Here is a 25956-nt window from a genome sequence, read left to right as displayed (position 1 = left end):
GCTTGCTAGTTGGAGACGACAGGAGCGAGCACGGTGAAGCCCTGCGCCTCGAACAGTCGCCTCGCCTCGGCGGATCGCAGATACTTTGCGAACTCCATTGCGTCCGGATTGCTGGAGTCCGCGGTAATTCCGACCGGATAGACGATCGGCGGATGTGTATCTTCGGGAAAGAGCCCGACCACCCTCACCGTCGGTTCCGCAACCGCGTCGGTCTGGTAAACGATGCCGAGCGGCGCCTCGCCCGTCGCGACAAGTTTGAGCGCTGCGCGCACATTTTCCGCCTGGGCCACACTGGCCTCGACCTCGGCCCAAACGCCGAGTTTTTCGAGCGCCGCCTTGCCGTATTTGCCGGCGGGCACTGCCTTCACGTCTGCCATTGCCAGCCTGCCGCCGACGAGAAGATCAGCGAGCGGGAAATCCGGCTCTATGTTCGTTTCGACGGCTGAGCCAGCGGCGGCGATCAGGACAATACGGTTGCCGAGCAGGTTGGACGAGGAGCCAGGCCTGATCAGCCCGGCCTCAGCCAAATAATTCATCCAGTCGTGATCGGCCGAGACGAAGATGTCGGCGGGAGCGCCCTGTTCGATCTGTCTGGCGAGGGCGGAGCTCGCGGCGTAGGAAACAGTCGCCGCCTTGCCTGTTTCGGTTTGCCAAGCCTCGCTGACGGCGTCGAGCGCATTCTTGAGGCTAGTGGCCGCGAACACGACCACCCTGTCGGAAGGGTATGCGGCCGGCGCGGTCACAAGCACCGCTACCAGCATGCCGATCAGAGCTGCAAATCGCCATCCCGGACAAATATGCGGCGACATCCCGAACTCCCTACAGCGGTCATTGCCTCTTGCCGGAACCTACGGGAAGTCAAGCGATATATCCAGAGGAATACAACCACCCTGTCGCCGCGCCCGACCGGCCGGGCGCGCGGCGCTAGTTAATAATTCCCATGGAGGCGCTATTTGGAGATGAAAATTTCATCCGCTTCGTCGCGCCGGGTGACGGCTGCCTCTCGCAATCGGCAAATGCCGCCTATTTTGAACAGAACAGAATTACCCAACTCCAGGAGAATTCCATGAAACGCCTTCTGCTTGTCGGAGCGGCTCTCGCCGCATTTCTCGCAAGTTCAGTAAACTCGCAGTCGGCCGACAAGCTCCTCAACGCCTCCTACGATGTGGCACGCGAATTGTTCGTCCAGGTGAACGAGGCATTCGTCGCTGCCCATCCCGGCGTGACTATCGACCAGTCGCATGCAGGCACGTCCAAGCAGGCGCGCGCCATCGTGGAGGGGCTGGAAGCGGATGCGGTTACTTTCAACCAGGTCACCGACATCGCCTTCCTGGTCAAGAACGGCTTCGTGTCGGAAGACTGGCAGAAGGATTTCGCCAACAAAGCGTCGCCATTCTATTCGCTGCCGTCCTTCCTTGTGCGCGCCGGAAACCCGAAAAATATCAAGGACTGGAACGATCTCGTTCGCGACGATGTGAAGGTGATCTTCCCCAATCCGAAGACCTCAGGCAATGCCCGCTACACCTATCTCGCCGCCACGGCCTACGCCAGGGAGGCTTACAAGGACGATCCGGCGAAGGTTGCCGAATTCATCGATAAACTGTTCGACAATGTGCCGGTGTTCGACACCGGCGGACGCGCGGCCACCACGACGTTCGTCGAGCGTGAAATCGGCGACGTGCTGATCACCTTCGAATCCGAAACGACCGGCATCCGCAAGGAATTCGGCGAGGACAAGTTCGAAGCGGTGACGCCTTCGGTAAGCCTTCTGGCCGAGTTTCCCGTCGCAATCGTGGACAAAGTGGTGGACCAGCGCGGATCGCGCGAACTGGCGAAAGCCTATCTGGATTTTCTCTACACTCCGGAAGGGCAGAAGATCCTCGCCGAGAATGGCAACCGGGTGAATGACCAGGCGGTCGCCGCCCAATTCAAGGACAAGTTTCCCGAAGTGCGGCTCGTCACGGTCGAGGATGTCTTTGGCGGCTGGGACAAAATCCAGGAGGAGCACTTCGCTTCCGGAGCGCTATTAGACCAAATCTACGGCGAACGTTGACGGCTGCGCGCTATTGATGTTCAAGGCCGGCAGGCGAACCCTGCCGGCCTGTTCGCTTTTGCTGTTGAAAGAGATCGAGTTTGTGAAACGCCGCGTTCTACCCGGGTTGCCGCTGTCGCTCGGCATAACCCTGCTCTATGTCGGGCTGATCGTCGTGCTGCCGCTTGGCGCGCTTGTCTTCAAGGCGGCGAGCCTTGGTCCCGAAGACTATTGGCGCATCGTATCCTCGGCGCGCGCGGTCGCTAGTTATCGCGTCACGATTCTTGCGGCGCTCGGGGCGACGGCTTTCAATCTGGTGTTCGGGTTGGCGCTCGCCTGGATTCTGGTCCGCTACCGCTTTCCGGGCCACCGTTTGGTAGATGCAATCGTCGATCTGCCCTTTGCGCTCCCCACCGCCGTCGCCGGGATCGCGCTGACGACGCTCTTTGCTCCCAATGGATGGCTGGGTTCGCTGCTCGGCGATCTGGGCATCAAGGTCGCCTACACGCCCCTCGGCATAATGATCGCCATGTCCTTCACCAGCCTGCCGTTCATCGTCCGGACCGTGCAGCCGGTGCTGGAGGATTTGGATCCGGCGCTTGAGGAAGCTGCGCAGTCGCTTGGCGGCCGTGACGGCGCCATTTTCCTGCGCGTCATCCTGCCCCTGCTCGCACCTGCCCTGCTCGCCGGGCTTTCGCTGTCTTTCGCCCGCAGCCTCGGCGAATTCGGCGCCATCATCTTCATCGCGGGCAACCAACCGTTCGAGACAGAGATAACCGCTCTCCTGGCCTTCATACGGCTCGAGGAATACGACTACCAAGCCGCCGCAGCCATCGCCTCGGTGCTGCTCGTCACCGCATTCGTGATGCTGGCGGCGACCAACCTGCTTCAGGCGCGGGCGCTGCGCTACACGGCGAGGAGCTGAGGATGGTCAGGCACGGGCCAGGCCGGCCGCCGCGCGTCGGCGACGCGCCCGTATTCCGGCGTTCGCTCGTCGCCATAGTCCTGCTCGTGGGCGCCCTGCTGATCCTTGCGCCGATGATCGTGATCGGCGTGCAGGCCTTCTCGCTCGGCATCGGGGTCTTTTCCGAGACGATCGCGCATCCCGACACACGGCACGCCATCTTCCTGACCGTTGCGACCGCCCTCATCGCGGTTCCTCTCAATACGGTATTCGGCATCGCGGCCGCATGGGCCATCTCCAAGTTCGATTTTTGGGAAAGCGGTTCCTTCTCGTCGTCATCGAGATACCATTCTCGATCTCGCCCATCGTCGCCGGCGTCGCCTACCTCTTCGTCTACGGTCTCCAGGGGATTTTCGGGCCCGCGCTTCAGGCAGCCGAGGTCAAGATCCTGTTCGCTCTTCCCGGCATCGTTCTCGCCTCGATGTTCGTCACCGCGCCCTTCGTCGCGCGCGAACTGATCCCGCTGATGCAGGCGCAGGGCCGCGATCTCGAAGAGGCTGCGACCTCGCTGGGAGCATCCGGCTGGCGGACGTTCTTCTCGGTGACGCTGCCCAACATCCGCTGGGCGCTGCTTTACGGCGTGGTGCTCTGCAACGCCCGCGTCATGGGTGAATTCGGCGCGGTCTCGGTGGTCTCCGGCAACATACGCGGCCAGACAAATACGCTGCCGCTTCACATCGAACTGCTCTATCACGACTACCAGACGGTCGGAGCCTTTGCGGCTTCGTCGATCCTGGCCGTGCTCGCTGTCGTAACCATCGTCGCCAAGGTCCTGCTCGAACGCCGCGGCGCCGGGCGCGCCGGCCGGCCGTCGCTGGCAGCACCGGCAATAACCGCCGCGGAGAAGCCGTCATGAAAATCCGCCTCGACAATGTCGCCAAGACTTTCGAAACGTTTCGCGCCGTCCACGGGGTATCGCTCGACATAGAGAGCGGCGAACTCGTCGCGCTGCTCGGTCCTTCCGGGTCGGGCAAGACGACGATCCTGCGAATGGTGGCCGGGCTGGAATATGCCGACGCCGGCCAAATCTATTTCGGCGACCAGGATGCGACGGACATACCCGTGCGGGACCGGGGCGTCGGCTTCGTCTTCCAGCATTATGCGCTTTTTCCGCATATGACGGTCGCCGAAAACGTCGCTTTCGGCATGAAGGTTTCGAAAGTCAAGCGCGCCAAGGCCGAGATCGAGGCTCGGGTCGCCGACCTGTTGCGGTTGGTCAAGCTCGACGGTCTCGGCAACCGCTTTCCCACGCAGATTTCCGGCGGCCAGCGACAGCGTGTTGCGCTCGCGCGCGCTCTGGCCGTCGATCCCAAGGTGCTGCTGCTGGACGAACCCTTCGGCGCACTCGACGCCAATGTGCGGCGCGACCTGCGCCGGTGGCTGCGCGAAATCCACGACGAACTCGGCATCACCACGCTGTTCGTCACCCACGATCAGGAGGAGGCGCTTGATCTGGCCGACCGTGTGGTGATCCTGAACGGGGGAAAGATCGTCCAGCAGGGGACTCCGGAAGCGGTTTGCCGCAGCCCCAATTCCGCATTCGTCATGACGTTCCTTGGCGACACCAACCGTTTGCCGGCAGTCGTAAACGGCGGGAAAGCCAGAATTGGCGAAACCGAACTCGACGCGCCGGGCTATCCCGACGGACCAGCGGAAGTCTATCTACGGCCGGGGGATCTCGGCTGGTCGCGGTCCGGCGGCGGAATCCCAGCCACTGTGACGCGAGTGATCGATCGGCCGGACGGGCGCCGGATTCTAGCAGCGACCACAGCCGGGGAGACGGTCGAGGTCGATGTGCCTCCTGAAACGCTGATTGCGCCGCGCGACAATGGGTTCATCACGATCGAACGCGCCCGGGTGTTTTCCACGTGATAGTGCATGCAAATTGCAGGCAATGATCACTGTGGATATATGGCTTTCAGGTTCCGGCCTATCACCAGCCCGAAGTAAATGACCAGCGAACAGCCTATCGGCGAGAGCACCTCGTTGACGATCGTCGATGCTACCTTCGGAAGACCCGGATTCAGTCCATTCGTCACCGCGGCGTAATAGCTCAGAGCGGCGATGCCGCCGCCGAAAAGCACCCCGACCGCCGATCCCGCACCGAAATACGGCAAAGGCCGTTCCACGCCCTTGCGAGCGAAAGAGGCCAGGGCCCAACCGAGAATGCCATACTCGACGGCGCGCAGCACGCTGATGGTGGCGAGCGACAGGGCGGCAGGCTGATCGGCGGCGCCGATCAGGCCCGCCATGACCTTCTGGCTCGATTTGGCCGCGGCCACCGCAATAGGCGCGAAGATCATGGCGATGAGACCGGCCAAGGCCGCCCTTGCCTTCGAAAGCGACACTCCGATCCCCACTCCCGCGCAGACGAAAAAGGACCAGGCGACGCCTTGGGCAAGGTCGACCAAAAACAGCGAGCCGGGGAAGACTCCGCCGCTCACGAGCTTGGTGGCGAGAATCAGGGATTGCATCGTAAATCCCAATGCTATTGCAAGCACCGAAATCAAAGCGAGCCTGCGGAGCGCCAGTTGAACCCCTTCCGGCGCCATCGCGGCGGGCTGCATTTCCATGCTGATGTCCTGGTTCGACATGATGATGATCAACCTTCAGGGAGGGACGTTGTCGCAGCGTTTTACGCGCGAGCCGAATGCAAATCGTTGTCTGGCGTTCCAATAGAGACCGATTGTTTCGACACGGTGTCGCCGGAAATGGATGCACGTAACCGCACGGTTTTCGAAAAGATCGGATGGCCATGCTGGGGAATATTGCAGAATGTCCCGCCATTCTGCGCGCGAGCTACGGTCGGATTGATGGGCCGTCGGCTTCACCGCCTGGATTTATCGCTTCCGGTTTGCAGCGAATCGCCGGTCACTCTCCAATCTGGCTTGTCGAACACTCGTAGACCGCAGCGCCCGTTTCTGCATCGACCCCCACCAGGCTGACATCGTAGCCCCAAAGCTTGCGGATATGGCGCAGCGTTGCGTCGCGACTGCTTTCCTCCAGCACGATGCCGTCTCGAACCTTGTGCTGCAGCCGGAGATGGCGATCGCCGAGGAGATCCAGATCGACGACCTGGATGTCCGATCGGCTCACCCCGATATCATAGCTGTCGGCGAGGGCTGAGCGTATCTTCTCGTATCCCCGTTCGTTGTGAATCGATGCAACTTCATAGTGCGGTTCGTTCGCAGCGTCGGCAAGCACGAAAAGCCGCCATTTCCGTATCAGGGTCGGACTCAAATACTGGCGGATGAAGGACTCGTCGCGATGATTGGCCCAGGCGTCGAGCAGGGTTTCGCGCCAGTCGCCGTTACCCGCGATGTCGGGAAACCAATCTCGGTCCTCGGCGGTCGGTTTCATCGATATGCGCTGGATATCCTGCATCAGGTCGAGGCCGAGCGCATACGGATTGATGCCCGAATAGCGCGGATCGTCGAAGGCCGGCTGGAAGACCACGTTCGAATGGCTGCGCAGGATTTCGAGCATGGCGCCTTCGCTGATCTGGCCCCGCTCGAAGAGCGTATTCATGATAGTGTAGTGCACGAAGGTGGCGCAGCCTTCGTTCATCACCTGCGTCTGCCGCTGCGGATAAAAATACTGTGCGATGACCCGGACGATCCTGAGGATCTCGCGCTGCCAAGGCTCGAGGATCAGGCTGTTCTTCTCGAGGAAATAGAGTAGATTCTCTTCGGGCAGGTTGAGCGATTTCTTCCGCTCCGCCATTTTGGATTCCGTCTCGTCGGCCTGGCCCGCGGCCTTCAGCCTTGGAACGGTCCGCCACAGATCGTTAAAGGACCGCTCCTCATATTCCAGGCGCTCGCGAAGGCCTTCGCGCTGCTTTTCCGACGACAGTTTCGGCGGGCGCCTATATCTGAACACCCCCTGTTCCATCAATGCGTGCGCCGCATCGAGGATCTCCTCCACCGCCGCCAGGCCGTGGCGTTCCTCGCAGCGCGCGATGTAGCTCTTGGCGAAATCCATATAGCTCAGGATCGCGCCCGCATCCGTCCACTGCCGGAACAGATAGTTGTTCTTGAAGAAATGATTATGCCCAAAGGCGGCGTGCGCGGTCACCAGAGCCTGCAGGGCCATGGTGTTCTCTTCCATCAGGTAGACGATGCAGGGATTGGAGTTGATGACCAACTCGTAGGCGAGGCCGCGGCCGGCCTTGCGATACAGCAGTTCCTGGTAGATGAAATGCTTGCCGAAGGACCAGTGGCGGTACATCAGCGGCATGCCGATCGAAGAATACGCGTCGAGCATCTGCTCGGACGAAATGATCTCCATCTGCACCGGGTAGACGTCAAGATGAAGCTCTTCGGTCGCGATCTTCTCGATGGCGTCGTGGGCGCGCGACAGCGTTGCGAAATCCCAGTCGGAGCCCGGGAACAGCAAACCGGATTTGCCTGTTTCCATCGAGATCGACCTTACACTTACCCGCTCTTTTGAACGGCGGGCTGCTTCGTGAAGAGCTGGCGGAAGACGGGATAAATGTCGGCGGCTTTGGCGATGCGGCTCATCTGGAAGTTCCGCCATTTGTCCTCGACGGTGCTGTAGGCCCGCCACAGCGAGGTGCCGTTGTCGGTGGAGCCGAAGATGTGGCTCTCGCGTTCGTCGATGATCTCGACATATGCGAAATACTGACACAGTCGCATGATTTCGCCATCGAGAAGAGCAATGCAGTGCTCGGAATCCGTGACAAAATTGTCGCCATCCGATGCCTGGGCGGCATAGATGTTCCATTCGCTGCTGGGATACCGCTTGTCGATGATACGACGCATCTCCTCCAGCGCAGTGGAAACAACCGTGCCGCCGCTTTGCGTGCTGTAGAAGAACGTTTCTTCATCCACTTCCTGCGCCTCGTGCGTGTGGCGGATGAAAACGATTTCGGTGCGGTCGTAGCGGCGCTTCAGAAAAAGGTGAAGCAGCACGAAGAACCGTTTGGCCAGATCCTTCTCGCGCTCGCCCATCGAGCCCGACACATCCATGAGACAGAACATGACCGCATTGGCGTTCGGCACGGGCTGGGGGTCGAAGCGATTGAAGCGGATGTCGACCGGATCGACAAAGGCGATCAGCCTGCGCCGGCGTTCCAGCCGTTCAAGTTCCTCCCGCAATTCAGCAATTCGCAGGCGTGCGGCCGCGCTGGGCGGGGCCGATTCGAGCACTGCAAGCTCTTGCTTCACCGCCTCCACTTCCTCTCGTTTGGGACGCTTCAGCGCGATGCGGCGGCCATGGCTGTGGCGCATGGTGCGCCCGACATTGATGTTGGTTGCAGAGCCGGTCACGGCAAAGCCCGCCCGGCGCGGCCTGAATGCTACAATCTCCTTCAGATTGAGCTTGACCATGTCCGGGAGTTCGAGATCCTCGAAGAAAAGATCGAGCACTTCCTCCCGCGAAAGCACAAAACGGAAATCGTCTTCCGAAATTCTCTTGGTCGGCCCGCTTGAAATCGAGCCGCCTTGGCCGGGCTTCGAGATACGGTCGCCCGGGGCGAAATGCTTGTTTCCCGGCAAGACATGCTGTCGCCGGCCGCTGTCCTTCGCGTCGTCGAACCTCGGCTCCCCGGTGCCCCTGGCGGGCATCGAAACCGAATGTGCGGCGTCGACGTCGGAAATCTTGCCGGTCCTAATCTGATCCCTGATGCTTCGCTTGAGCTCTTCGCGCGCCCGGCGCAGAAAGCGCTGGCGGTTGCCGAGGCTCTTGTCCTTCGGGTTCAATCGGCGGTCGATGAAGATCGGCATGGCCGGCTTCAACCCGCCTTGTTTACGCGCATGTACCAGTCAACCAGCCGACGGACCTGACGCTTGGTGTAGCCGCGCCCGACCATCCGCTGCACGAATTCGGTGTGCCGCTTCTCCGTTACGCCGTCCTGCTTGGAGCCGAAGCTGATCACCGGAAGCAGATCCTCGACCTGCCCGAACATGCGCTTCTCGATGACTTCGCGCAGCTTTTCGTAGCTCGTCCATGACGGGTTGCGCCCATTATTCCTGGCCCGCGCGCGCAAGGTGAACTTCACGACCTCATTGCGGAAGTCCTTGGGGTTGGCGATGCCGGCCGGCTTTTCGATCTGCGACAGTTCGTTGTCCAGCACCTCGCGATTTAGGTTCTGGCCGGTATCGGGATCCTTGTAGTCCTGGTCCTCAATCCAGGCGTCGGCATAGGCGATATACCGGTCGAACAGGTTCTGGCCGTATTCGCTGTAGGATTCCAGATAGGCCTTCTGGATCTCGTGGCCGATGAACTCGGCATAGCGCGTAGCCAGTTCCGACTTGATGAAGTCGAGATAGGCAGCCTCGGCTTCCTTCGGGAACTGCTCGCGCCTAATCGCCTGCTCCAATATGTACATCAGGTGCACCGGATCGGCGGCCACTTCCTCAGTGTCGTAGTTGAACGTCTGCGATAGTATCTTGAAGGCGAAGCGCGTGCTGACGCCGGTCATGCCCTCGTCGACACCTGCTGCATCGCGGTATTCTTGTACCGACTTGGCTTTCGGGTCGATTTCCTTAAGATTCTCGCCGTCATAGACCCGCAGCTTGGTATAAAGCGGCGAATTGTCGTGTTCGGCGAGGCGCGTCGAGACGGTGAACCGGCTGAGAATGTCCAGCACCTCCGGAGCGCAGGGGCTGTTGGCCAGTTCGCTCTCGCGCAGCAGCTTTTCGTAGATGTGCCTCTCTTCCGTGACCCGCAGGCAATAGGGCACCTTGACCACCAGTATGCGGTCGAGGAACGCCTCGTTGTTCTTGTTGTTCTTGAACTGCAGCCATTCCGACTCGTTGGAGTGGGCAACGACTATACCCTGATAGGGGAAGGCCCCGAAGCTTTCAGTGCCGTTGTAGCTGCCTTCCTGCGTTGCCGTCAGCAGCGGGTGCAGCACCTTGATCGGCGCTTTGAACATCTCGACAAATTCCAGCAAGCCTTGGGTCGTCCGGTTCAGGCCGCCGCTGTAGGAGTAGGCGTCGGGATCGGACTGGCTGAAATCCTCCAGCTTGCGGATATCGACCTTCCCGACCAGGGCGGAGACGTCCTGGTTGTTTTCGTCGCCCGGTTCGGTCTTGGCGATGCCGATCTGGCGCAGCCGGGAGGGCGTCAGCTTGACGACGCTGAATTTGGAAATATCGCCCTTCAACTCATCCAGCCGCTTGGCCGCCCAGGGCGAGATCAGGCCGTTCAGCCGCCGGCGCGCGATGCCGTATTTTTCCTCCAGGAGGTCGCCCATGCGATCCGGATTGAAAAGCCCGAGCGGCGATTCGAAGACCGGGCTGATCTCGTTGGCGACCTTCAGCGTGTAGATCGGGCGCTGCTCCATGAGCTTCTTCAGCCGCTCGGCGAGCGACGATTTGCCGCCGCCGACGGGGCCTAGAAGATAGAGGATCTGCTTACGCTCCTCCAGGCCCTGCGAGGCGTAGCGGAAATAGCCGACGATGCGCTCGATCGTATCTTCCATGCCGTAGAAGTCGGCGAACGAAGGATAAATCTTGATCGTCCTGTTCGCAAAAATGCGGCCGAGCCGTTCGTCCTTGCTGGTGTCGACCAGGTTAGGTTCGCCTATCGCCGCGACCATCCGCTCGGGAGCGGAGGCATACATTGAACTGTCCTCGCAACAGGCGAGGAGATATTGCTGAAGGCTCATCTCCTCTCGAGCCGTATCCGTGTAAATCTCCGAAAACAGATCGAAGACGTCGGATGTTTTCCCTTGCATGACACCCTCGCGCATTGGCTGGTCTGGTTGTCTGCGGCCAGCTTATCTTCAACTGCCGGACTGGCTTTGTGGTTCCTTCACATCGCGGAGAGCCCAATTTCGCGAGCCCGACTCTCTGACTTTGATGTTACCATGAGTCGCGGCGATGGAGTCCGATAACTGTCGAATCTCTCGGCAACAGGCTTCAAAGGTTTCGCATATTGCCCCGAGCAGCGGCCTGAAGGCAGGCCTTCGGAGATCGCCATCGGCGTTCATTCAATCAGCACATGGCTGATTGTCTCAGGACAATATGGTCCTACGAGGGAGGATTGAATTCAAAAATTTATCTTTAAAAACAATGATTTGGTAGAGCGTTTTGTGACGTTGTGACGGGACAAAAAGCGGGCACAGTTGTTCGGGGACAACGCGTCACATCTGCCGATGTTTTACATGATTTCTTGTGCCTGGGATTGGATGCTAGGCGACTGGCTTAGGTGCCGTAGGTGATCTTGGTCGAATGAGCCGCGAATAGATGCAGGCGCTGTTGTATTGCGTCATAGGATCACCGGGGGCAATCGTCAGCGTGCCGGCCCACCTCAGAACTTGAGCAGCGCGCGAAACATGCTACGTCCGAAATGCGCCTCGAAGGCGAACAGCGCGTAGCACTCCGCGATGCGCGGCCGCCGCTGCGGCGGCAATTGTGCGAGGGAGGCATCGCCCGACGATTTTCCCGGCGGATCGTCGATGCAATCGGGATCGCCATCCGGCCCCCCACAAAATGCCCGAGTTCGTGGATGAGCGTGCCGACCTGCAGGTCGCTCGACGCGAAGAAATAGACCGGCAGCAGCACCACCGCATCCGCCCGCAGCGTGGCGGATGTGCCATCCTCCCGTTCGAGCGTAACGGTCTGGCCGCGCTCGGCGATGCCGTTTGAAAGCGCGAGCGCCAGCGTGCGGGTTTTCGCCATCTCGCCATTGGAGAGCGTGAACGGGAATTTGATGAAAATCTGCTCGGGGATCACGGTGGCGAGCGAGAGCGTGCGATCGATGGCGCGAAAGGTGCGCTCGATCAGCGCGAAATCCGGCGGCGGCGGATCGCTGAGCTGAACCGCGAAGTGCTTGCGCACGAGCGTCTGGGCCGGTGATTCGATTGTGCCCATCGCTTTCGCCGCATTCAGCGTGCGCAGCGCGCTAGTCACGCAGGCCCGCGAGATGGGCAGGATCTCTTTGAACACCCGCTCCATCATCTCATCCGTGACATTGAAGGTCGGCGCGGGCGGCACAGTCTGGCCGACGCCGCTGCCGGGCGCGAGGGATCTCGATGATCCGCTCGCCAAGATTTGGGGCGAAGCCCCCAGAACGCGATTGAGCGCCTGAATCGTCGGCCCGTTCGGGTCGATGCGGAAATCGACGAAACTGATGTTCTGCTTCTGGAATCTTCCGATCGCCGCGCGCGTCAACGGACCGATCAAGCCATCCGTTGCCAGGCGCGGAGTCGGCCCGCCCTGACTGGTGTCGACCGCATTCAGCGCCTGCTGGATGGTGAGAACATCATTGCTGACGTTGGCCCCGCCCTGCCCCACGGAACGGCCGACCACGACGGGCAAGGCAACCTGATTATCCGACTCGACGCGGGGAGCGGTCGCGCGGCAGCTCTGATCAAAACAGTAGCAACGCATGCGCCTCATCAGCTGCCCCCAAAGCAACGCGGGCTCAGTTCTCAAGTCGAGCCGCACAAGCACTGCCAGTCTATACGAATTCGCGTGCAAACCCATGTTGACCGAATGCGCCCAGGAAAACAAGCGGGAAGACAATGCCGGCTGCTGTGTAGCAGCTTAATGCATTGATTGCTCAGCCTACCGGCGTGTGCTTCGGTCGACCATTGCGACAATTGTTTCGAAGAGCTCGTCCTCTGCTTGTCGGGCCATAATCTCGCCGGTCACGGCAGCATGAGACAGGGCGTCGGCAACTCCAAGCATGGCCCAGAATCCGGCTTGCGCAATGCCTCGCGGCCCAATGAAAGAGGCCAGCGCCTTCCGGCACTTCTCGATAAAGGCCAGTTGATAGTCGCGCTTGACGGTTTCCAGATCGGGTGAACCAGCGAGGGCGGCGAACGCTCGGCATCTCGCGCCCCTGCATCGCCTTTCGTTCGGCGACGGAGATTTTGGCCTCAAGGCCGCGACCGCGGTCTAGCAGTTTTTGCAAATTTTGGCAGCCATTTTCCGCCTGCTTTGTGACATCACGGACGGAAGGCCTTGTTAAGTCGGGTCAATGATTTCATTGGGGTTAGGCTGGTGCTGCGAGAGAGGATTGAACTCTCGACCTCTCCCTTACCAAGGGAGTGCTCTACCACTGAGCTACCGCAGCTTTCCGAGTGCGGCGGACTTCTGCCATATCAATCCGGCAAGCGCAAGTTATGTGCGGCGAGTTTCGAACCGCTGTTTTTTCGACATTGCACGGCCACAATGATGCGTATTTCAATGGCTGTGAAGCACACCGACGACGAAACCAGTCCGATGAAGCCGAAATCATCCGCCAGCAGCGAAACGGCAGCGAACCTCGACCGCAAGAAACGGCTCGCCGAAGAATTGCGCGCCAATCTCCAGAAGCGCAAGGCGCAGGCACGCTCGCGCCGAACAGGCGAGGCCGACAGCCGGCCCGAGGGCATCGCGGCGGCCGCGGGTCAATCGGAAACGGACGGGTGAAGCTGCTGTCCGGATGCAGAGGCCGAGGGCAAGTCCTATTCCTTGAACCGATTTACGCTATGGTCTAGACGGGCCATTCGGGCAACGATCAACAGCCGGGGAAATCCCCGGAGAAGTGAATTTCATGGATCGCATCAGAATTGTCGGCGGCAACCGGATCAATGGCCGTATCCCGATCTCGGGCGCGAAGAACGCGGCGCTGCCCTTGATGATAGCGTCGCTCCTGACCGACGACACGCTGACGCTCGAAAATGTGCCGCATCTCGCCGATGTGGAACAGTTGATACGCATTCTCGGAAATCACGGCGTCGACTATTCCGTCAACGGCCGCCGCGAGCGCCAGATCGAAGGCTATTCGCGCACCGTCAATTTCACGGCGCGCAGCATCGTCGACACCACCGCGCCCTATGAATTGGTGTCGAAGATGCGCGCCAGCTTCTGGGTGATCGGACCGCTGCTTGCCCGCATGGGCGAGGCGAAAGTGTCGCTGCCCGGCGGCTGCGCGATCGGCACGCGCCCGGTCGATCTGTTTCTCGAAGGCCTGCAGGCGCTCGGCGCGCGGATCGACGTCGAGAACGGCTATGTCATCGCCAAGACGAACGGACGTCTCACCGGGAACCGCTATATATTCCCCAAAGTATCCGTCGGCGCGACCCATGTGCTGATGATGGCGGCGTCGCTCGCCAAGGGCGAGACGGTGCTGGAAAACGCGGCACGCGAGCCCGAGATCGTCAATCTCGCCGATTGCCTCAACGCCATGGGCGCGAGAATATCCGGCGCCGGCACGTCGACGATCGTGATCGACGGCGTCGATTCACTGTCGGGGGCACGCCATCAGGTAATTCCCGACCGCATCGAGACGGGCACCTACGCCATGGCGGTCGCCATGGCCGGCGGCGACGTGATCCTCGAAGGCGCGCGCGCCGACCTGTTGCAGGGAGCGCTCGACGTAATCGCGCAGACAGGGACCGAAATCATCCCGGTCAATTCCGGCATACGCGTCAGGCGCAACGGCTCAGGCATAATGCCGGTTGACGTGACCACCGAACCGTTCCCGGGCTTCCCGACCGATCTGCAGGCTCAGTTCATGGGGTTGATGACCATGGCCGAAGGGAAGTCGCGGATCACCGAGACGATCTTCGAGAACCGCTTCATGCATGTGCAGGAACTCGCCCGGCTCGGCGCGCGCATCACGCTGGCCGGACAAACCGCGATCGTCGACGGCGTGCCGAGGTTGAAGGGCGCACCGGTGATGGCGACCGATCTGCGCGCCTCCGTTTCGCTGGTGATCGCCGGCCTGGCGGCGGAAGGCGAGACGGTGGTCAACCGCGTCTACCATCTCGACCGCGGGTTTGAACGGCTGGAGGAGAAGCTCTCCGGCTGCGGCGCGACCATCGAGCGCCTATCCTCCTAGCAGCCGAGGCTCTCGCCTCCGTTGCGCGCTCCGCCAAGACCGCCTAACAAGGCGGCAGGCGCGATCACCTTCCACAGGGTTGGGACATGGACCAGTTGAAACTTGTCGCCCTCGACGAAGAGGATCTGAAAATCGTGTCGGCGCATGTCCAGGACGCCATCATGAAGGTCGGCGACCTCGAATTCCTGCCGTCGCTGAAGCGCTTCATCGTGCCGATGAACCGCTTCGTTTGGGAAGGCAAATCGGGCTTCTTCTTCCGGCCGCGTCCGCAGCGGCGCAACAGCGTGCTGCATTTCGACCGCGTGCTCAATGCCAAAACCAGCGGCATCGCGCGCGACCGGCCAGCCGATATCCTGTCGCTGCTCGCCGTAAGCTTCGTGCCGATGGATGCGCCGGCCGGTATCGTCGAGCTGATCTTCGCCGGCGGCGGCGCGATCATGCTCGATGTCGAATGCGTGGAGGCGCGCCTCGCCGATCTCGGCGGCGCCTGGCAGGCATCGTCGCGCCCGTACCACAAAGTCTGAGTGCATATGGCCATCACGCTCAACCAGTCCGACGCCGATTTCGAGGAACGCTTCGCGGCCTTCCTGACAATCAAGCGCGAGGCTTCCCCGGATGTCGCAAGCGACGTGGCAGCCATCATTGCCGATGTCCGGGCGAGAGGCGACGAGGCGCTGGTCGATTATGCGCAGAAATTCGACGGCTGCGACCTGCGCAGCCTCGGCATCGCTGTATCCAAAGCCGAAATCGCCAAGGCCTATGGCGAAGCCGACGCCGGGACCATCGAGGCGCTGAAGTTCGCGCGCCACCGGATCCAGGCGCATCACGAGCGTCAGCGTCCGGCCGACGATCGCTATACGGACCCGGCGGGCGTCGAGCTCGGCTCGCGGTGGACTGCGGTCGAGGCTGTAGGACTCTATGTTCCTGGCGGCACCGCATCCTATCCGAGTTCGGTGCTGATGAATGCGATCCCGGCGCTCGTCACAGGCGTCGAGCGTGTCGTGATGGTGGTGCCGGCGCCAGGCGGCGCAATCAATCCGCTCGTGCTGGTCGCGGCCGATCTCGCCGGCGTTTCCGAGATCTACCGGGTCGGCGGCGCGCAGGCCATAGCCGCCCTCGCCTATGGCACCGAGACGATCCGGCCGGTCGCCAAGATCGTCGGGCCGGGCAATGCCTATGTCGCCGCGGCCAAGCGCCAGGTGTTCGGTACGGTCGGCATCGACATGATCGCAGGGCCGTCGGAGGTGCTCGTCGTGGCGGATGCCGACAACAATCCGGACTGGATCGCAGCCGATCTCCTGGCCCAGGCCGAGCACGATGCCGCTGCTCAGTCGATCCTGCTCACCGACGACCCTGCTCTAGCAAGCGCGGTCGAACGCGCGGTCATGCGCCAACTCAAATCGCTGCCGCGGGCCGAGACCGCCGCCGCGAGTTGGCGGGATTTTGGCGCTGTCATCCGGGTCGAGACACTCGAGGCCGCCGTTCCGCTCATCAACCGCATCGCGGCGGAGCATGTCGAACTGGCGATCGAGAATCCGGAAGCTTTCCTGCCGCACATCCGCAACGCCGGGGCGGTGTTTCTCGGACGCCACACGCCGGAAGCCATCGGCGATTATGTCGGCGGCTCGAACCACGTCCTGCCGACGGCGCGTTCGGCGCGGTTCTCGTCCGGCCTGTCGGTGCTGGATTTCATGAAGCGCACCTCGATCCTCAAGCTCGGGCCGGAGCAGTTGCGCGTGCTGGCGCCAGCGGCTATCGCTCTGGCCGAGGCCGAGGGGCTGGAGGCACACGGACGTTCCGTCGCCATCCGGCTGAATATTTAGAGCATGGGATGGCGCGGAACGACGAGCAACGCTCAAGGCTGATTGACGTCGAGCTCGACGAATCCATCGGCCGCTCGACGCCCGACATCGAGCACGAACGGGCGGTGGCGATCTTCGATCTGATCGAAGAAAACACCTTTCAACCCGTCGATGACAATGGCTGCGGTCCCTACCGGCTGAAGCTGTCGCTGGTCGACGCGCGTCTCGTCTTTGCGGTCTCGCGCGAGGACGGCTCTCCGGTAGCCACGCACATCCTGTCGCTGACGCCGTTCCGGCGCATCGTCAAAGATTATTTCATGGTCTGCGAGAGCTACTACGACGCGATCCGCATCTCGACTCTAGCCAGATCGAAGCGATCGACATGGGCAGGCGCGGACTGCACAATGAAGGATCGCAGACGCTCATGGATCGGCTGGCAGGCAAGATCGACGTCGACTTCAATACCGCACGCCGCGTATTCACGCTGGTCTGCGTGTTGCACTGGCGGGGCTGACCCTGACCTCGCGCTCGATCCTGTTCATGTGCGGAATGAATGCCGTGCGCTCGCCCATGGCCGAAGCGCTGGCGCGGCAGGCGCTGCCGCCGACGATCTTCGTCGCTTCGGCCGGCGTGCGGACAGGCGAGCGCGATCCGTTCGTGGATGTGGTGTTGGCCGAGGACGACCTCTCGCTGCAAGACCGGCTTCCGAAGGCGATCGACGATCTCGATGACGGCTATTTCGACCTGATCGTGACGCTGGCCCCGGAGGCGCACCATGCCGCGCTCGAACTGACCCGGTCGATGGCGGTCGAGGTGGAGTATTGGCCGACTCCCGACCCGACGACGGCCGTAGGCACGCGCGAACAGATCATGGCGGCCTACCGCGACGTCCGCGAGCGGCTGAAGACCAGGATCGCCCGGCGCTTCATCGGTCTAGGGTCCGGTGACGCCGACGATTAAGCGTGTTCACAAAGGGCGGATAATCATATAGGTTCCGCGCAAATTCCGGCCCGGCGCCGGAAATTCCATCCAAACCAAAGGTATAGAATGCCGAAGGAAGAAGTCCTCGAGTTTCCGGGTACTGTCACGGAATTGCTCCCGAACGCCATGTTCCGGGTGAAGCTTGAAAACGAGCACGAAATCATTGCCCATACCGCTGGCCGCATGCGCAAGAACCGCATCCGCGTGCTGACGGGCGACAAGGTCCTGGTGGAGATGACGCCATACGACCTGACCAAGGGCCGCATCACCTACCGCTTCAAATAGGACGGCCGCCGGCCGCGACCTGACACGATGAGCGTTTTCCAGAAGCTTGTGCTCGCCTCGGGTTCGCCGCGCCGGATCGAGCTTCTGCAGCAGGCCGGCATAGAGCCGGACCGGGCGCTTCCGGCCGAGGTCGACGAGACGCCGCTGCGCGCCGAGCATCCGCGCTCGCTGGCGAAGCGGCTGTCGAAGGCGAAGGCCGAGAAGGCCCATGAATCGCTGAAAGCGGAGCCTGACTTCGCCGGCGCCTACGTGCTGGCGGCGGACACGGTCGTCGCCGTCGGGCGGCGCATCCTGCCCAAGGCGGAACTCGTCGATGAGGCGTCAAACTGCCTGCAGCTGCTTTCGGGCCGTTCGCACCGGGTCTATTCGGGCGTCTGCCTGATTTCGCCGGAAGGGAAGCTGCGTCAGCGGCTGGTGGAAACCCGCGTCCGTTTCAAGCGGATCGGCCGCGAGGAGCTGGAAAGCTACCTTGCCTCGGGTGAGTGGCGGGGCAAGGCCGGCGGTTATGCCGTTCAGGGGCTCGCCGGCACCTTCGTGGTCAAGCTTGTCGGATCCTACACCAACGTGGTCGGCCTGCCGCTCTATGAAACCGTCGGGCTGCTGACAGCCGAAGGCTTCAAGGTGCATTTCAACTGGCTGTCGGGTACGCGCGCATGAGCGGCGAAGGAACCGGCAACGTCGCGCCGCTGCGGCCGAAACGCCCCTGCCCCGAATGCGGCAGGCTCTCGTCGCGCGAGACCTATCCATTCTGCTCGACGCGCTGCAAGCATGTCGATCTCAATCGCTGGCTGTCGGGCAGCTACGCCATTCCGGTTCGCGATGACGAGGAAGACTGCGACGAGGGCGAGTCGAAATAGCGCCGCGAGGCTGGCTGCGCACGAAGTTCGGTTTCTTCCTCAAAAGGCTCCGCTGGCGCTGGACAGCGAAAAATCCCGTGCTATAACCCACGCGCTTTCGCAGGTTTCACCCCAAACCTCGCGAGTTTCGAACGCCTGCGAAGCTGGCCATCGAAACAGGCCCAGATAGCTCAGTTGGTAGAGCAGCGGACTGAAAATCCGCGTGTCGGTGGTTCGAGATCCGCCTCTGGGCACCAGCATTTTCAAGCACTTAGCCCTGATTTCCCCTCGTCCATGTCGCGTTCATGTTGCAACCAGCTACCGTTGATTTCCAAGGGTTTCCTGCCACTAACGGCAAGTCCGTGCGACATGCGTGCAACATACCGGGATAAAGATTCTTGCAACCAATCGCGGCAATTTCCGTTGACGCAATACACACTGTGTGTGTATGACACACGAATGAGAAGCGCCGACGTAATTGCTCACCTTGAAGCGGACGGTTGGCGCGAAGTGGCTCGCAAGGGTAGTCATGCTCAATTTAAGCATCCCCAAAAACCCGGACGTGTCACCGTCCCTCATCCGAAGCGTGACATACCGGCCGGCACGCTTCGAAGTATCGAACGGCAATCCGGCCTGAAGTTGAGGTAGAAACATGCGCCAGTATATCGGACTGATCCATAAGGACGCTGAAAGCGATTTTGGCGTTTCATTCCCTGATTTTCCGGGGGTGGTCACCGCTGGAACGTCCCTCGACGATGCCCGTGCCATGGCCGAAGAGGCACTCGCATTTCATATTGAGGGTCTTGTCGAGGACGGCGAAGCTATACCCGAACCTTCCACCCTTGAGGCGGTTATGGCTTCTGCTGAAAACCGCGACGGCGTAGCCATTTTGGTCTCCGTAAAAACTGAGGCCAAAAAGGCGGTTCGCGTGAATGTCACTCTGCCCGAGGATGTTCTTGACCAGATTGACTCATATGCGGCAGCACACGGATATACTCGATCCGGCTTCCTCGCCAACGCAGCCAAGAGGGTCATGGAGCTTGAGGACGCGTAGCCCAATCACGACGCGCTGGAGCCCCTTCGTTTAATCCGGTCGCAAAAAAAGCCCCGCCGGGGCGAACCCTGGCGGGCGCTAGTTCGGGAGGAAAAGCCCGCCCATCTATCCCCTCTATGGATGGCTGGCGCGCGCGGTCAGTGTCTTTGCCCCTCTGCCCGTCCACGACGATATGCCTTGGTTAGCTGGATAATAAGCGCGCGGCGGTTGAAGCACTGCATATTCGAGTGGTGTGACTTTGCTGCCACGGCCATAAAAAGGCCCGCCAGGGCGACCGTGGCGGGCTTTACGCCCAAGCGCTTGCCACCTGTTCTCATGACCTGCATAACAAATCGAGCCCGGCAGGAGCGGCAAGGGACCCTCCTTCCGGACTCGATCACCCGTCCTGTGGAAAACGGGTTGCCCCCTAACATATGGAACAATTGTTTGGTTCCGTACAAAAACCGGTGCGCCGGCTCCCCCGATGGAACCCAGTCGGCAGGCAAGGGTTGAGACCATGGAAGGGGCTCGACCTATGGGAGCCGTCATGGACAACGGCAAGTTCGATCCAGCCGATCTGCTTTCGGCCGTGAATGCCTGTGTGAATATTGCCTACGAGGGGTCGCTGCTGTCTACCTCCAAGGCCATCGGGAAATTGCGGATGCTGTCGGGAGACTTTGTGACCCCTGACGAGGAGCTAGCGATTGCAATATCGAAAACCGCCATCGCCTTAGGCTATGTGGTTATTTTCGATGAACGACCGGGGGCCGACAGCGCGCCCTAGAGAAAAAAGCCCGCCAGGGCGAACCGTGGCGGGCAGGTGTTGCCAACTTGGCGACTTCCTCAATTCCCGTGAAAGGCGGGGCTGTCCTGCGACACCGGCGGGTTTAGCGCCCACTGGCAGACCTCGTGGTCATTGTCCGGTTCCGCGTCGCTGCTGTCCTCGTCGTCCGGGTTGCCGTCGTGGTGTTCGTTCTCGTCCTCCCGGTCGTCTCCCGAGGTGTCAGCTAGATACGGTTCGAAGTCTGGATCGACCTCCATCATGTCCAGGGCCGTTATCAGGGCAAAGGACTGGTCCAGAAGCTCGTTCAGCCGCCGTTCGATGGCCTGCCGCCATTCCTGCGGGTTGATGCCCTGCGGCATGCCTGCGGGCTTGAGAACGTGAACGGCGTTCATGAAATCGCCCCACGCGCTTCATCTCGGCAATGAAGGTCTTGAAGGCGCGGGCTTCGGCACTCTCGCCCATGTGATCCTCCCACATGACGGCCTCAAACAAGACCGCGTTGGCCTTGGCGATAAGGCCGGCGAGGGTTGTGGCGGCCATCGGTTCGATCTGCTCCACAAGCGCCCTGATACGGTCCTCGCAATCGCCCCACGCGTCATATGCGGCGTGATGGCCGTTTGCCTCTCCTGCCGCCATCCACCGCGCATGCTCATCATCCGACAACGGGCCGGTGCCTGGACGCTCCACATAAAGCTTGTGAGAGGCCCCTGCGAGTTCCGGCAGTAAAGCCAGTTCGCGCTCTAGCTCCTGGCCGAGCCGGATCAGTTCGGCGTCGGCCGTTGCCGGTTCGGCCGGCAGGCTTGTGACGGTCAGAGCCGCAGCGGTTGCGCCAGCGCCCAGCATGGCGATGCGGCGGTTGATGTTGACGGCAGGCATAGCTTCGCCGGCCGCCGAAACGCGTGTTTTCGGCATGTGGGTCACTCCAGTTGATAAAATCTCAAGCAGAGTTGTGTTAACCATAACTTGTAAGCAGGTCAAGCGCAGTTGATAAAAATTCCACTGCGCTGTATATCTTGCCCATGATTACACCAGAACAAATTCGAGGTGCGCGCGCCATGATCGGACTGACCCAGGCCGATCTCGCCAGGCGTGCGGGCATTTCGACCACCGGACTAAACAACATCGAAAGTGGCGGGACCGATCCGAAGGCTTCGACACTCCGGGCAATTCAGACCGCTCTTGAATCTGCGGGCGTGATATTCGTTGCAGAGAACGGCGAAGGCCCAGGCGTGAGGCTTAGGAAGGGCAGGTGATGATCGGACGCTGCTAACGATTCGACTTTGTCCTACTCTTCTGCTTCGATGCAGCGGGGGAACACAAAATGCGAATAGTCGGCGCACTGCACCTGGTTCTCGCAGCCTTGATATTCCTTGCTGCTAAATCTGTCCTGCATGAGATTTACGCCGCCGTTTTTTGGCTGACAGGCTGGGCGTTAATCGGATTCGGTCACGTAGCCGAGACGCTGATCCAAATGTATCGTCATGACGTTGCTAGGGATGAAAAGCAGGATGAGCGCTACCGCCGACATGGCGGCGCGGCTTCTGGTTAGTCGCCGCTGCGCATCTCCGGCACAACGACCGCTGGATTATCGAGCATAAGCGCGCCCTCGCCCTGCTAGGCCCTGACACGAACACCAATTGCGGCCCGGCCCACATCGCGTGCGCCGAGGAAAAGACGCACAAGCACGACTTGCCCAGGATCAGGAAGGCGAAGCGCCAGCAGGAAGCATCGACCGCCCGTCTGGTTTGTCCACACGGGATAAGCAGCGCAAAGGATTCACCGTTCCGGCCGGCGTGGTCTATGACTGGAATCTCCGAAGATTCGTCTCCGTCAACAACCCTGTGAGGAACGCCTGATGGTCGAAGAAGTAACGATTAGAAGCGGAAAGACGTTGCGGGTTGGTGATAGCGACTGGCAAATTGTTGAGAAGGACGTTGCCCCCGTTGTTCCCAGTGTTTTCCTGGAGGCGCGCCAGTTCAACGGATTGGTTTACATTTCTCTGGCCCAGACCGTCGTTGATGCCGGGAATCAGCCCGAGGCTTGGGTTTGTGCCCGCCTCCGTATGGACCTCGGCTTTGCGCAGTCGCTGCGCGACCAATTGACCAGCCTTATTGAGGACGCGCTCACACCGTCCGACAAATCCAAGGCGAACTGACGCCCGCCAGCGGCCTAGCGTTCCCATTGAAAATGCGGCTATGTTGGCGCGGGGATTGGGGGAACCATCATGAAAAAGATTGCAACACTCGCGACCGCTTTGCTGTTGACGGCATGCGCGAAGGGGCCGGACGCCATCACGCCGATGTCGATGCCGGTGAACGCCTATTCGGGTCTGAGCTGTAACCAGTTGGCCGCCGAGCACCAGAAATCCACCAACGCGCTAAATGCGGTATCCGCACAACAGCGACAGGCGCAGACCGGCGACGCCGTTGGCGTCTTCCTGATAGGCGTCCCGATGAGCAGTCTTACTGGCGGCGACAAAGAAGGAGCTGTCGCGCAGCACAAAGGCGAAGTGATAGCCATCAGCTCCGCTCAGCGGAACAAGGGCTGCTAAAAAAAGCCCGCGCCGGGTGAGGCGCGGGCTTGTCGATTTATGTTTACTCCGCCTGCGGCGGACCGGCATCCATCCGCAGCGGCCGACACGGGCAGCAATAGGACTACTGACCGTCTCGGCCGTATGCGCGCGCGGCGCAGTTATACCGGCGGTGGCCGAAACCATGCGACAATCTTCACGAGCGATTCCCACAACAGAGCGAAGCCGACGACCAGGCCGAGCGTCGTTATCGCCAGCCATTTCGTGACCTTGCCGAAACTCACAATCATGCGGATCAGAGGCAGGCCGGTTTTTAGCGTGGCAATGTCTTCCCTGCTCAGGTCGCTTAGGAACTCCCGTGTCTGTTCGGAGAGTTCGGCCACGCTTTGAAGGGCTTGGCGGGCGGGTTTGGTGCTGGAGCCGGCGCGACGGGTTTGGGAGCCGCCAGAGAGCCGGGCTGATAGCCGTTCCACTTTCCTGCCCGCAGCATGTCAGAAGCGGCTGTCATGCGGCGCGCGCCCATCATCGAACCAGCCGAAGCCATCGCTCTCGACTTCGGCAATGGCTTCCAGATCGGCGGGATGGCATGCAGACCGTCCGCCAGGTTTGCGATGTCGGAATCCGTGATGGCTTCCGCGCGGCCTTTTCCAAGCATGGCTAGTGTCCTTTCCGCCGAGGCAGACCAGTTTCGTTGAGGGGGGAATGAGGCTTGCGTTAACTACCTGTTAACCAAGCAGGCGGAGCCTAGCCCCGCCGGATGTACTGAGCAGGCACCAACCCATCAGTGGGGGGAGAACCCATGCCTGCTGAGAAGCGAGAGCGTACCGAGGAACTCAAGGCGCGGCATCGTGAGGAACAGCAGAGATATCTGCAACGGCACGGGGCCAGGAACAAGGATAGGATCAACGCCGCTAAGCGAGCGTGGAAAGAAAGAAATGCCGAGAAAGTGCGCGAGTACAACCGAAAACGCAGAGCTACCGAAAAGGGCAGGGAGGCAAAAGCGGCGGAGAACCGACGATATCGAGCTGCACATTCGGCTGCAGTAAAGACTTACAATAGAGCCTACTACTGCAGGAAAATATCGATTATGCAGGTCCGGACTTCCCCGGACGAGGTTTACCGCCGCGCCATAGCTGCTCTGCCCAGCGGCCTCCCGCGCTTCATAAGGGACGATGTGGTTTCCAGTCTCTGCCTCGCGATTCTGGAAGGCGAAATCAACGTCAACGACATGGCAGCGCAGGCGAAGGTGTATCTGCGAGCCTATAACCGCGAGTACGACACGTTCCAGACCGTCTCGCTGGACAAGTTCATCCCAGGCACGAAGACGACATATCTGGACGCGCTCGTGGCGGCGTAGGAATTGCGGACAGCAACGAATGTACCGATCCCCATACGACTGGACTGGTGATGAAACACGCCGCCGCAAGCGGACCCGCCGTTTGCTGAATTGGATGACGACCGCCTGTGCAGTCGGCCTGGTGGCTTGGCTAGCATCGAACGTTTGGGGAGCGTTGTAGCTACCGCTTGCGCTTAAACGGTTCTGGGTATTGGGACGCGGGCGACATCGCCAATCAAGATGCCTGCTTCCTCTGCGGCCTCCCGGAATGCCTTGCGTGCTGCTGCCGCCTTACGCTGACCCTGCCAAGCACGAGCGTCAGAATGAGCTCTTGATGAGGTGAGCCTCTCTCACTAGTGACGGCCAGTCATTTCCCAAGATAGAGACAAGGAAACGGGCCTGATCTATGGTGATCCCGGTCTCTCTGACCAAGCGCCGGATGACCGCTTCAAGCCCACGCTTATTTTCTGCCTCATCCGCCATAAAAAATCGCCTGGTATGCTTGCCGCCGGCAAACCACCGGCTGGTTGGGAAAGACATATTCTACCCTCGTCACCGGCGCTTTGCGCGGTTTGGGCCAGCGCGTCGTTCGGCCAGAATGCCGCGAGAGCGAGCGAATGCCTCGACTTTGGCACGCGCCGTTTCGGCGTCGCATTCGTCTGCTATGGCGTCTCGGCAGGCATCGAGCGCCGCCACGTGAGCCGGACCGCGACCGAACGCCGGCCATTCGTTCAAGACCTTAAACGCTTCCCACAGGCTTCCGATATCGTGCGGATATCCGAGCCCGACCAAGATCGGTACGGGCTGGGCAAATAGCTTGTTGTCCATCGGGACCTCCAAATGGCCGGCCTGAGAACGGGCGATAGGGCAGCGTACCTGACTGCCGACCGCGCGCGAGTTGGCAATTCGGTGCAGTGCCCTCAGTCAATAGGCTAGGAGGCATCAATGATGTGGGCGAGCAGCCTCTCTTCGCAGACGTGCGCGAAGGAATGCGCCGCCGATCTTGCTGCATGTCGGAGCGTCAGGAATATTGTCCTAATGCGGCGATTAATCATCGGAGATAGCCATGTCCAGACACAAGAAACTCACCTACCCCCGCGCATTGATTGGCGCGAGCGCTTTGCCGCTGTCGGTATTCAGTTGCTCGGCAATCTCGCCACCGGCCTTGCTATCGGTCTCGGCATTGCCGTTGGGCTTGCGCTGGCGGGTTAAGCTCGCCAGCGTATGAAACGGACTGCAAGTGCATGCACCTCCGAAGGAGTGACCCTATTCGATTGGCCAAGCATGAATCAGGGTTGCACTGACGTATAATCAACCCTGCCCGTATCCCCATATGGGCGGAAGGCCGGCGTGCGTCCCCACCCCACTCCGCGGTGCGCCGGCCTTTTTCGTGCCCCTTTTCACCGACACACGCAGGATTTTAGCGAGCCATCCAAGGTGATTGGACAGGACAACGCCTCCTCTCCATTCTGCAGTGCGCTGGGGGAGGAGGAATCAATGTCGATCAATGTCACAGAGATCATCCTTGCCGCCTCGCTTTTGGGGCTCGCGGTCGGATTTGCTGTTCTGTAACA

The 25956-nt window shown here is 60.8% G+C and carries 30 protein-coding genes, 2 tRNA genes and 3 pseudogenes; 23 read left to right on the top strand and 12 right to left on the bottom strand.

Annotated features, from left to right (window positions below; genetic code table 11):
- Positions 1-5 precede the first annotated feature (5 nt).
- Positions 6-809 carry a molybdate ABC transporter substrate-binding protein gene (gene modA, locus ACG873_RS30450; RefSeq protein ID WP_394889598.1) on the bottom strand — a complete coding sequence of 268 codons (804 nt, stop codon included), beginning with the start codon at positions 807-809 and terminating at the stop codon, positions 6-8.
- Positions 810-1066: 257 nt separating this feature from the next.
- On the opposite strand from modA, the gene cysP reads away from it, so the two are divergent.
- Together cysP and cysT are read left to right on the top strand one after the other, a co-directional pair.
- Positions 1067-2053 carry a thiosulfate ABC transporter substrate-binding protein CysP gene (cysP, locus tag ACG873_RS30445; RefSeq protein WP_394889597.1) on the top strand — a complete coding sequence of 329 codons (987 nt, stop codon included), beginning with the start codon at positions 1067-1069 and terminating at the stop codon, positions 2051-2053.
- Between the two features lie 82 nt (positions 2054-2135).
- Positions 2136-2957 (top strand): sulfate ABC transporter permease subunit CysT, encoded by an 822-nt coding sequence (gene cysT, locus ACG873_RS30440; protein WP_394889595.1) that lies wholly within the window; start codon positions 2136-2138, stop codon positions 2955-2957.
- Here the strand turns inward: cysT and ACG873_RS30435 are convergent.
- Positions 2939-3151: a hypothetical protein gene (locus tag ACG873_RS30435; RefSeq protein ID WP_394893832.1), complete on the bottom strand. Its 213-nt coding sequence runs from the start codon at positions 3149-3151 to the stop codon at positions 2939-2941. The genes cysT and ACG873_RS30435 overlap by 19 nt on opposite strands.
- Between ACG873_RS30435 and cysW the strand changes: the two are divergent.
- Together cysW and ACG873_RS30425 are read left to right on the top strand one after the other, a co-directional pair.
- A pseudogene (cysW, locus tag ACG873_RS30430) lies at positions 3071-3852 on the top strand (sulfate ABC transporter permease subunit CysW). The gene ACG873_RS30435 and the pseudogene cysW sit on opposite strands and share 81 nt — an antisense overlap.
- The gene (locus ACG873_RS30425) at positions 3849-4868 is read left to right on the top strand and encodes a sulfate/molybdate ABC transporter ATP-binding protein (RefSeq protein WP_394889593.1); all 1020 of its coding nucleotides are present in this window, start codon (positions 3849-3851) and stop codon (positions 4866-4868) included. Before cysW ends, ACG873_RS30425 begins: the two are co-directional and overlap by 4 nt.
- 26 nt (positions 4869-4894) lie before the next feature.
- Here ACG873_RS30425 and ACG873_RS30420 read toward each other — a convergent pair whose 3' ends face one another.
- From ACG873_RS30420 to ACG873_RS30390, 7 genes and pseudogenes are all read right to left on the bottom strand, one after another.
- A complete protein-coding gene (locus tag ACG873_RS30420; protein WP_394889592.1) occupies positions 4895-5569 on the bottom strand; it encodes a hypothetical protein in 675 nt (224 codons plus the stop codon).
- A 298-nt stretch (positions 5570-5867) separates the two neighbouring features.
- Positions 5868-7412 carry a SpoVR family protein gene (locus ACG873_RS30415; RefSeq protein ID WP_394889591.1) on the bottom strand — a complete coding sequence of 515 codons (1545 nt, stop codon included), beginning with the start codon at positions 7410-7412 and terminating at the stop codon, positions 5868-5870.
- Positions 7413-7429: 17 nt separating this feature from the next.
- The gene (locus tag ACG873_RS30410; RefSeq protein WP_394889590.1) at positions 7430-8740 is read right to left on the bottom strand and encodes a YeaH/YhbH family protein; all 1311 of its coding nucleotides are present in this window, start codon (positions 8738-8740) and stop codon (positions 7430-7432) included.
- An 8-nt stretch (positions 8741-8748) separates the two neighbouring features.
- Entirely contained in the window at positions 8749-10698 is a 1950-nt protein-coding gene (locus ACG873_RS30405; protein ID WP_394889589.1) for a PrkA family serine protein kinase, read from the bottom strand.
- 541 nt (positions 10699-11239) lie between these two features.
- Positions 11240-12364: a peptidoglycan-binding domain-containing protein gene (locus tag ACG873_RS30400; RefSeq protein WP_394889588.1), complete on the bottom strand. Its 1125-nt coding sequence runs from the start codon at positions 12362-12364 to the stop codon at positions 11240-11242.
- A 168-nt stretch (positions 12365-12532) separates the two neighbouring features.
- Positions 12533-12812, bottom strand: a pseudogene (locus ACG873_RS30395) (TetR/AcrR family transcriptional regulator); the annotation flags it as partial.
- A 156-nt stretch (positions 12813-12968) separates the two neighbouring features.
- Positions 12969-13043: transfer RNA gene (locus ACG873_RS30390), tRNA-Thr, on the bottom strand.
- A gap of 149 nt (positions 13044-13192) precedes the next feature.
- Here ACG873_RS30390 and ACG873_RS30385 point away from each other — a divergent pair.
- From ACG873_RS30385 to ACG873_RS30325, 13 genes and pseudogenes are all read left to right on the top strand, one after another.
- A complete protein-coding gene (locus tag ACG873_RS30385) occupies positions 13193-13381 on the top strand; it encodes a hypothetical protein (protein WP_394893772.1) in 189 nt (62 codons plus the stop codon).
- Between the two features lie 124 nt (positions 13382-13505).
- Positions 13506-14795: a UDP-N-acetylglucosamine 1-carboxyvinyltransferase gene (gene murA, locus ACG873_RS30380; protein ID WP_394889587.1), complete on the top strand. Its 1290-nt coding sequence runs from the start codon at positions 13506-13508 to the stop codon at positions 14793-14795.
- 86 nt (positions 14796-14881) lie between these two features.
- Positions 14882-15319, top strand: a complete 438-nt coding sequence (locus ACG873_RS30375) for a DUF2948 family protein (RefSeq protein ID WP_394889585.1) — start codon at positions 14882-14884, stop codon at positions 15317-15319.
- 6 nt (positions 15320-15325) lie between these two features.
- Positions 15326-16618, top strand: coding sequence for a histidinol dehydrogenase (gene hisD, locus ACG873_RS30370; protein WP_394889583.1), 1293 nt, complete (start codon positions 15326-15328; stop codon positions 16616-16618).
- Positions 16619-16626: 8 nt separating this feature from the next.
- Positions 16627-17111, top strand: a pseudogene (locus ACG873_RS30365) (UPF0262 family protein).
- A 26-nt stretch (positions 17112-17137) separates the two neighbouring features.
- Positions 17138-17557, top strand: coding sequence for a low molecular weight phosphatase family protein (locus tag ACG873_RS30360; RefSeq protein WP_394889582.1), 420 nt, complete (start codon positions 17138-17140; stop codon positions 17555-17557).
- 87 nt (positions 17558-17644) lie between these two features.
- Positions 17645-17863, top strand: a complete 219-nt coding sequence (gene infA, locus ACG873_RS30355) for a translation initiation factor IF-1 (protein ID WP_019172992.1) — start codon at positions 17645-17647, stop codon at positions 17861-17863.
- Between the two features lie 27 nt (positions 17864-17890).
- A complete protein-coding gene (locus ACG873_RS30350) occupies positions 17891-18520 on the top strand; it encodes a Maf-like protein (RefSeq protein WP_394889580.1) in 630 nt (209 codons plus the stop codon).
- Positions 18517-18720 carry a DNA gyrase inhibitor YacG gene (yacG, locus tag ACG873_RS30345; RefSeq protein ID WP_394889578.1) on the top strand — a complete coding sequence of 68 codons (204 nt, stop codon included), beginning with the start codon at positions 18517-18519 and terminating at the stop codon, positions 18718-18720. Before ACG873_RS30350 ends, yacG begins: the two co-directional genes overlap by 4 nt.
- 159 nt (positions 18721-18879) lie before the next feature.
- Positions 18880-18956, top strand: a tRNA-Phe gene (locus tag ACG873_RS30340).
- A 37-nt stretch (positions 18957-18993) separates the two neighbouring features.
- On the top strand, positions 18994-19347 hold the full coding sequence (locus ACG873_RS30335; protein WP_394889576.1) for a type II toxin-antitoxin system HicA family toxin: 354 nt from the start codon (positions 18994-18996) through the stop codon (positions 19345-19347).
- 4 nt (positions 19348-19351) lie between these two features.
- On the top strand, positions 19352-19753 hold the full coding sequence (locus ACG873_RS30330; protein ID WP_394889574.1) for a type II toxin-antitoxin system HicB family antitoxin: 402 nt from the start codon (positions 19352-19354) through the stop codon (positions 19751-19753).
- A 526-nt stretch (positions 19754-20279) separates the two neighbouring features.
- Positions 20280-20516: a hypothetical protein gene (locus tag ACG873_RS30325; RefSeq protein ID WP_394889573.1), complete on the top strand. Its 237-nt coding sequence runs from the start codon at positions 20280-20282 to the stop codon at positions 20514-20516.
- A 59-nt stretch (positions 20517-20575) separates the two neighbouring features.
- Here ACG873_RS30325 and ACG873_RS30320 read toward each other — a convergent pair whose 3' ends face one another.
- A complete protein-coding gene (locus tag ACG873_RS30320; RefSeq protein WP_394889571.1) occupies positions 20576-20908 on the bottom strand; it encodes a hypothetical protein in 333 nt (110 codons plus the stop codon).
- Between the two features lie 627 nt (positions 20909-21535).
- On the opposite strand from ACG873_RS30320, the gene ACG873_RS30315 reads away from it, so the two are divergent.
- The 4 genes from ACG873_RS30315 (at position 21536) to ACG873_RS30300 (ending at position 23067) form a co-directional block, all read left to right on the top strand.
- Positions 21536-21769 (top strand): helix-turn-helix domain-containing protein, encoded by a 234-nt coding sequence (locus tag ACG873_RS30315; RefSeq protein WP_394889569.1) that lies wholly within the window; start codon positions 21536-21538, stop codon positions 21767-21769.
- A gap of 68 nt (positions 21770-21837) precedes the next feature.
- Entirely contained in the window at positions 21838-22065 is a 228-nt protein-coding gene (locus tag ACG873_RS30310; RefSeq protein WP_394889567.1) for a hypothetical protein, read from the top strand.
- Between the two features lie 306 nt (positions 22066-22371).
- Positions 22372-22671 (top strand): hypothetical protein, encoded by a 300-nt coding sequence (locus tag ACG873_RS30305; RefSeq protein ID WP_394889565.1) that lies wholly within the window; start codon positions 22372-22374, stop codon positions 22669-22671.
- A 69-nt stretch (positions 22672-22740) separates the two neighbouring features.
- Positions 22741-23067 carry a hypothetical protein gene (locus ACG873_RS30300; protein ID WP_394889564.1) on the top strand — a complete coding sequence of 109 codons (327 nt, stop codon included), beginning with the start codon at positions 22741-22743 and terminating at the stop codon, positions 23065-23067.
- 140 nt (positions 23068-23207) lie between these two features.
- Here the strand turns inward: ACG873_RS30300 and ACG873_RS30295 are convergent, their stop codons facing one another.
- A complete protein-coding gene (locus ACG873_RS30295; protein WP_394889563.1) occupies positions 23208-23519 on the bottom strand; it encodes a hypothetical protein in 312 nt (103 codons plus the stop codon).
- A gap of 326 nt (positions 23520-23845) precedes the next feature.
- Between ACG873_RS30295 and ACG873_RS30290 the strand changes: the two genes are divergently transcribed.
- A complete protein-coding gene (locus tag ACG873_RS30290) occupies positions 23846-24403 on the top strand; it encodes a hypothetical protein (RefSeq protein ID WP_394889562.1) in 558 nt (185 codons plus the stop codon).
- A 531-nt stretch (positions 24404-24934) separates the two neighbouring features.
- Here ACG873_RS30290 and ACG873_RS30285 read toward each other — a convergent pair.
- The gene (locus tag ACG873_RS30285; protein WP_394889561.1) at positions 24935-25210 is read right to left on the bottom strand and encodes a DUF982 domain-containing protein; all 276 of its coding nucleotides are present in this window, start codon (positions 25208-25210) and stop codon (positions 24935-24937) included.
- Positions 25211-25327: 117 nt separating this feature from the next.
- Between ACG873_RS30285 and ACG873_RS30280 the strand changes: the two genes are divergently transcribed.
- Entirely contained in the window at positions 25328-25594 is a 267-nt protein-coding gene (locus ACG873_RS30280; protein WP_394889560.1) for a hypothetical protein, read from the top strand.
- Positions 25595-25956: the final 362 nt, after the last annotated feature.

The organism is Allomesorhizobium aridi (assembly GCF_043769475.1).
In the GTDB taxonomy this organism is placed as follows: Bacteria; Pseudomonadota; Alphaproteobacteria; order Rhizobiales; family Rhizobiaceae; genus Allomesorhizobium.
This window is presented reverse-complemented; position numbering and strand designations above follow the sequence as displayed.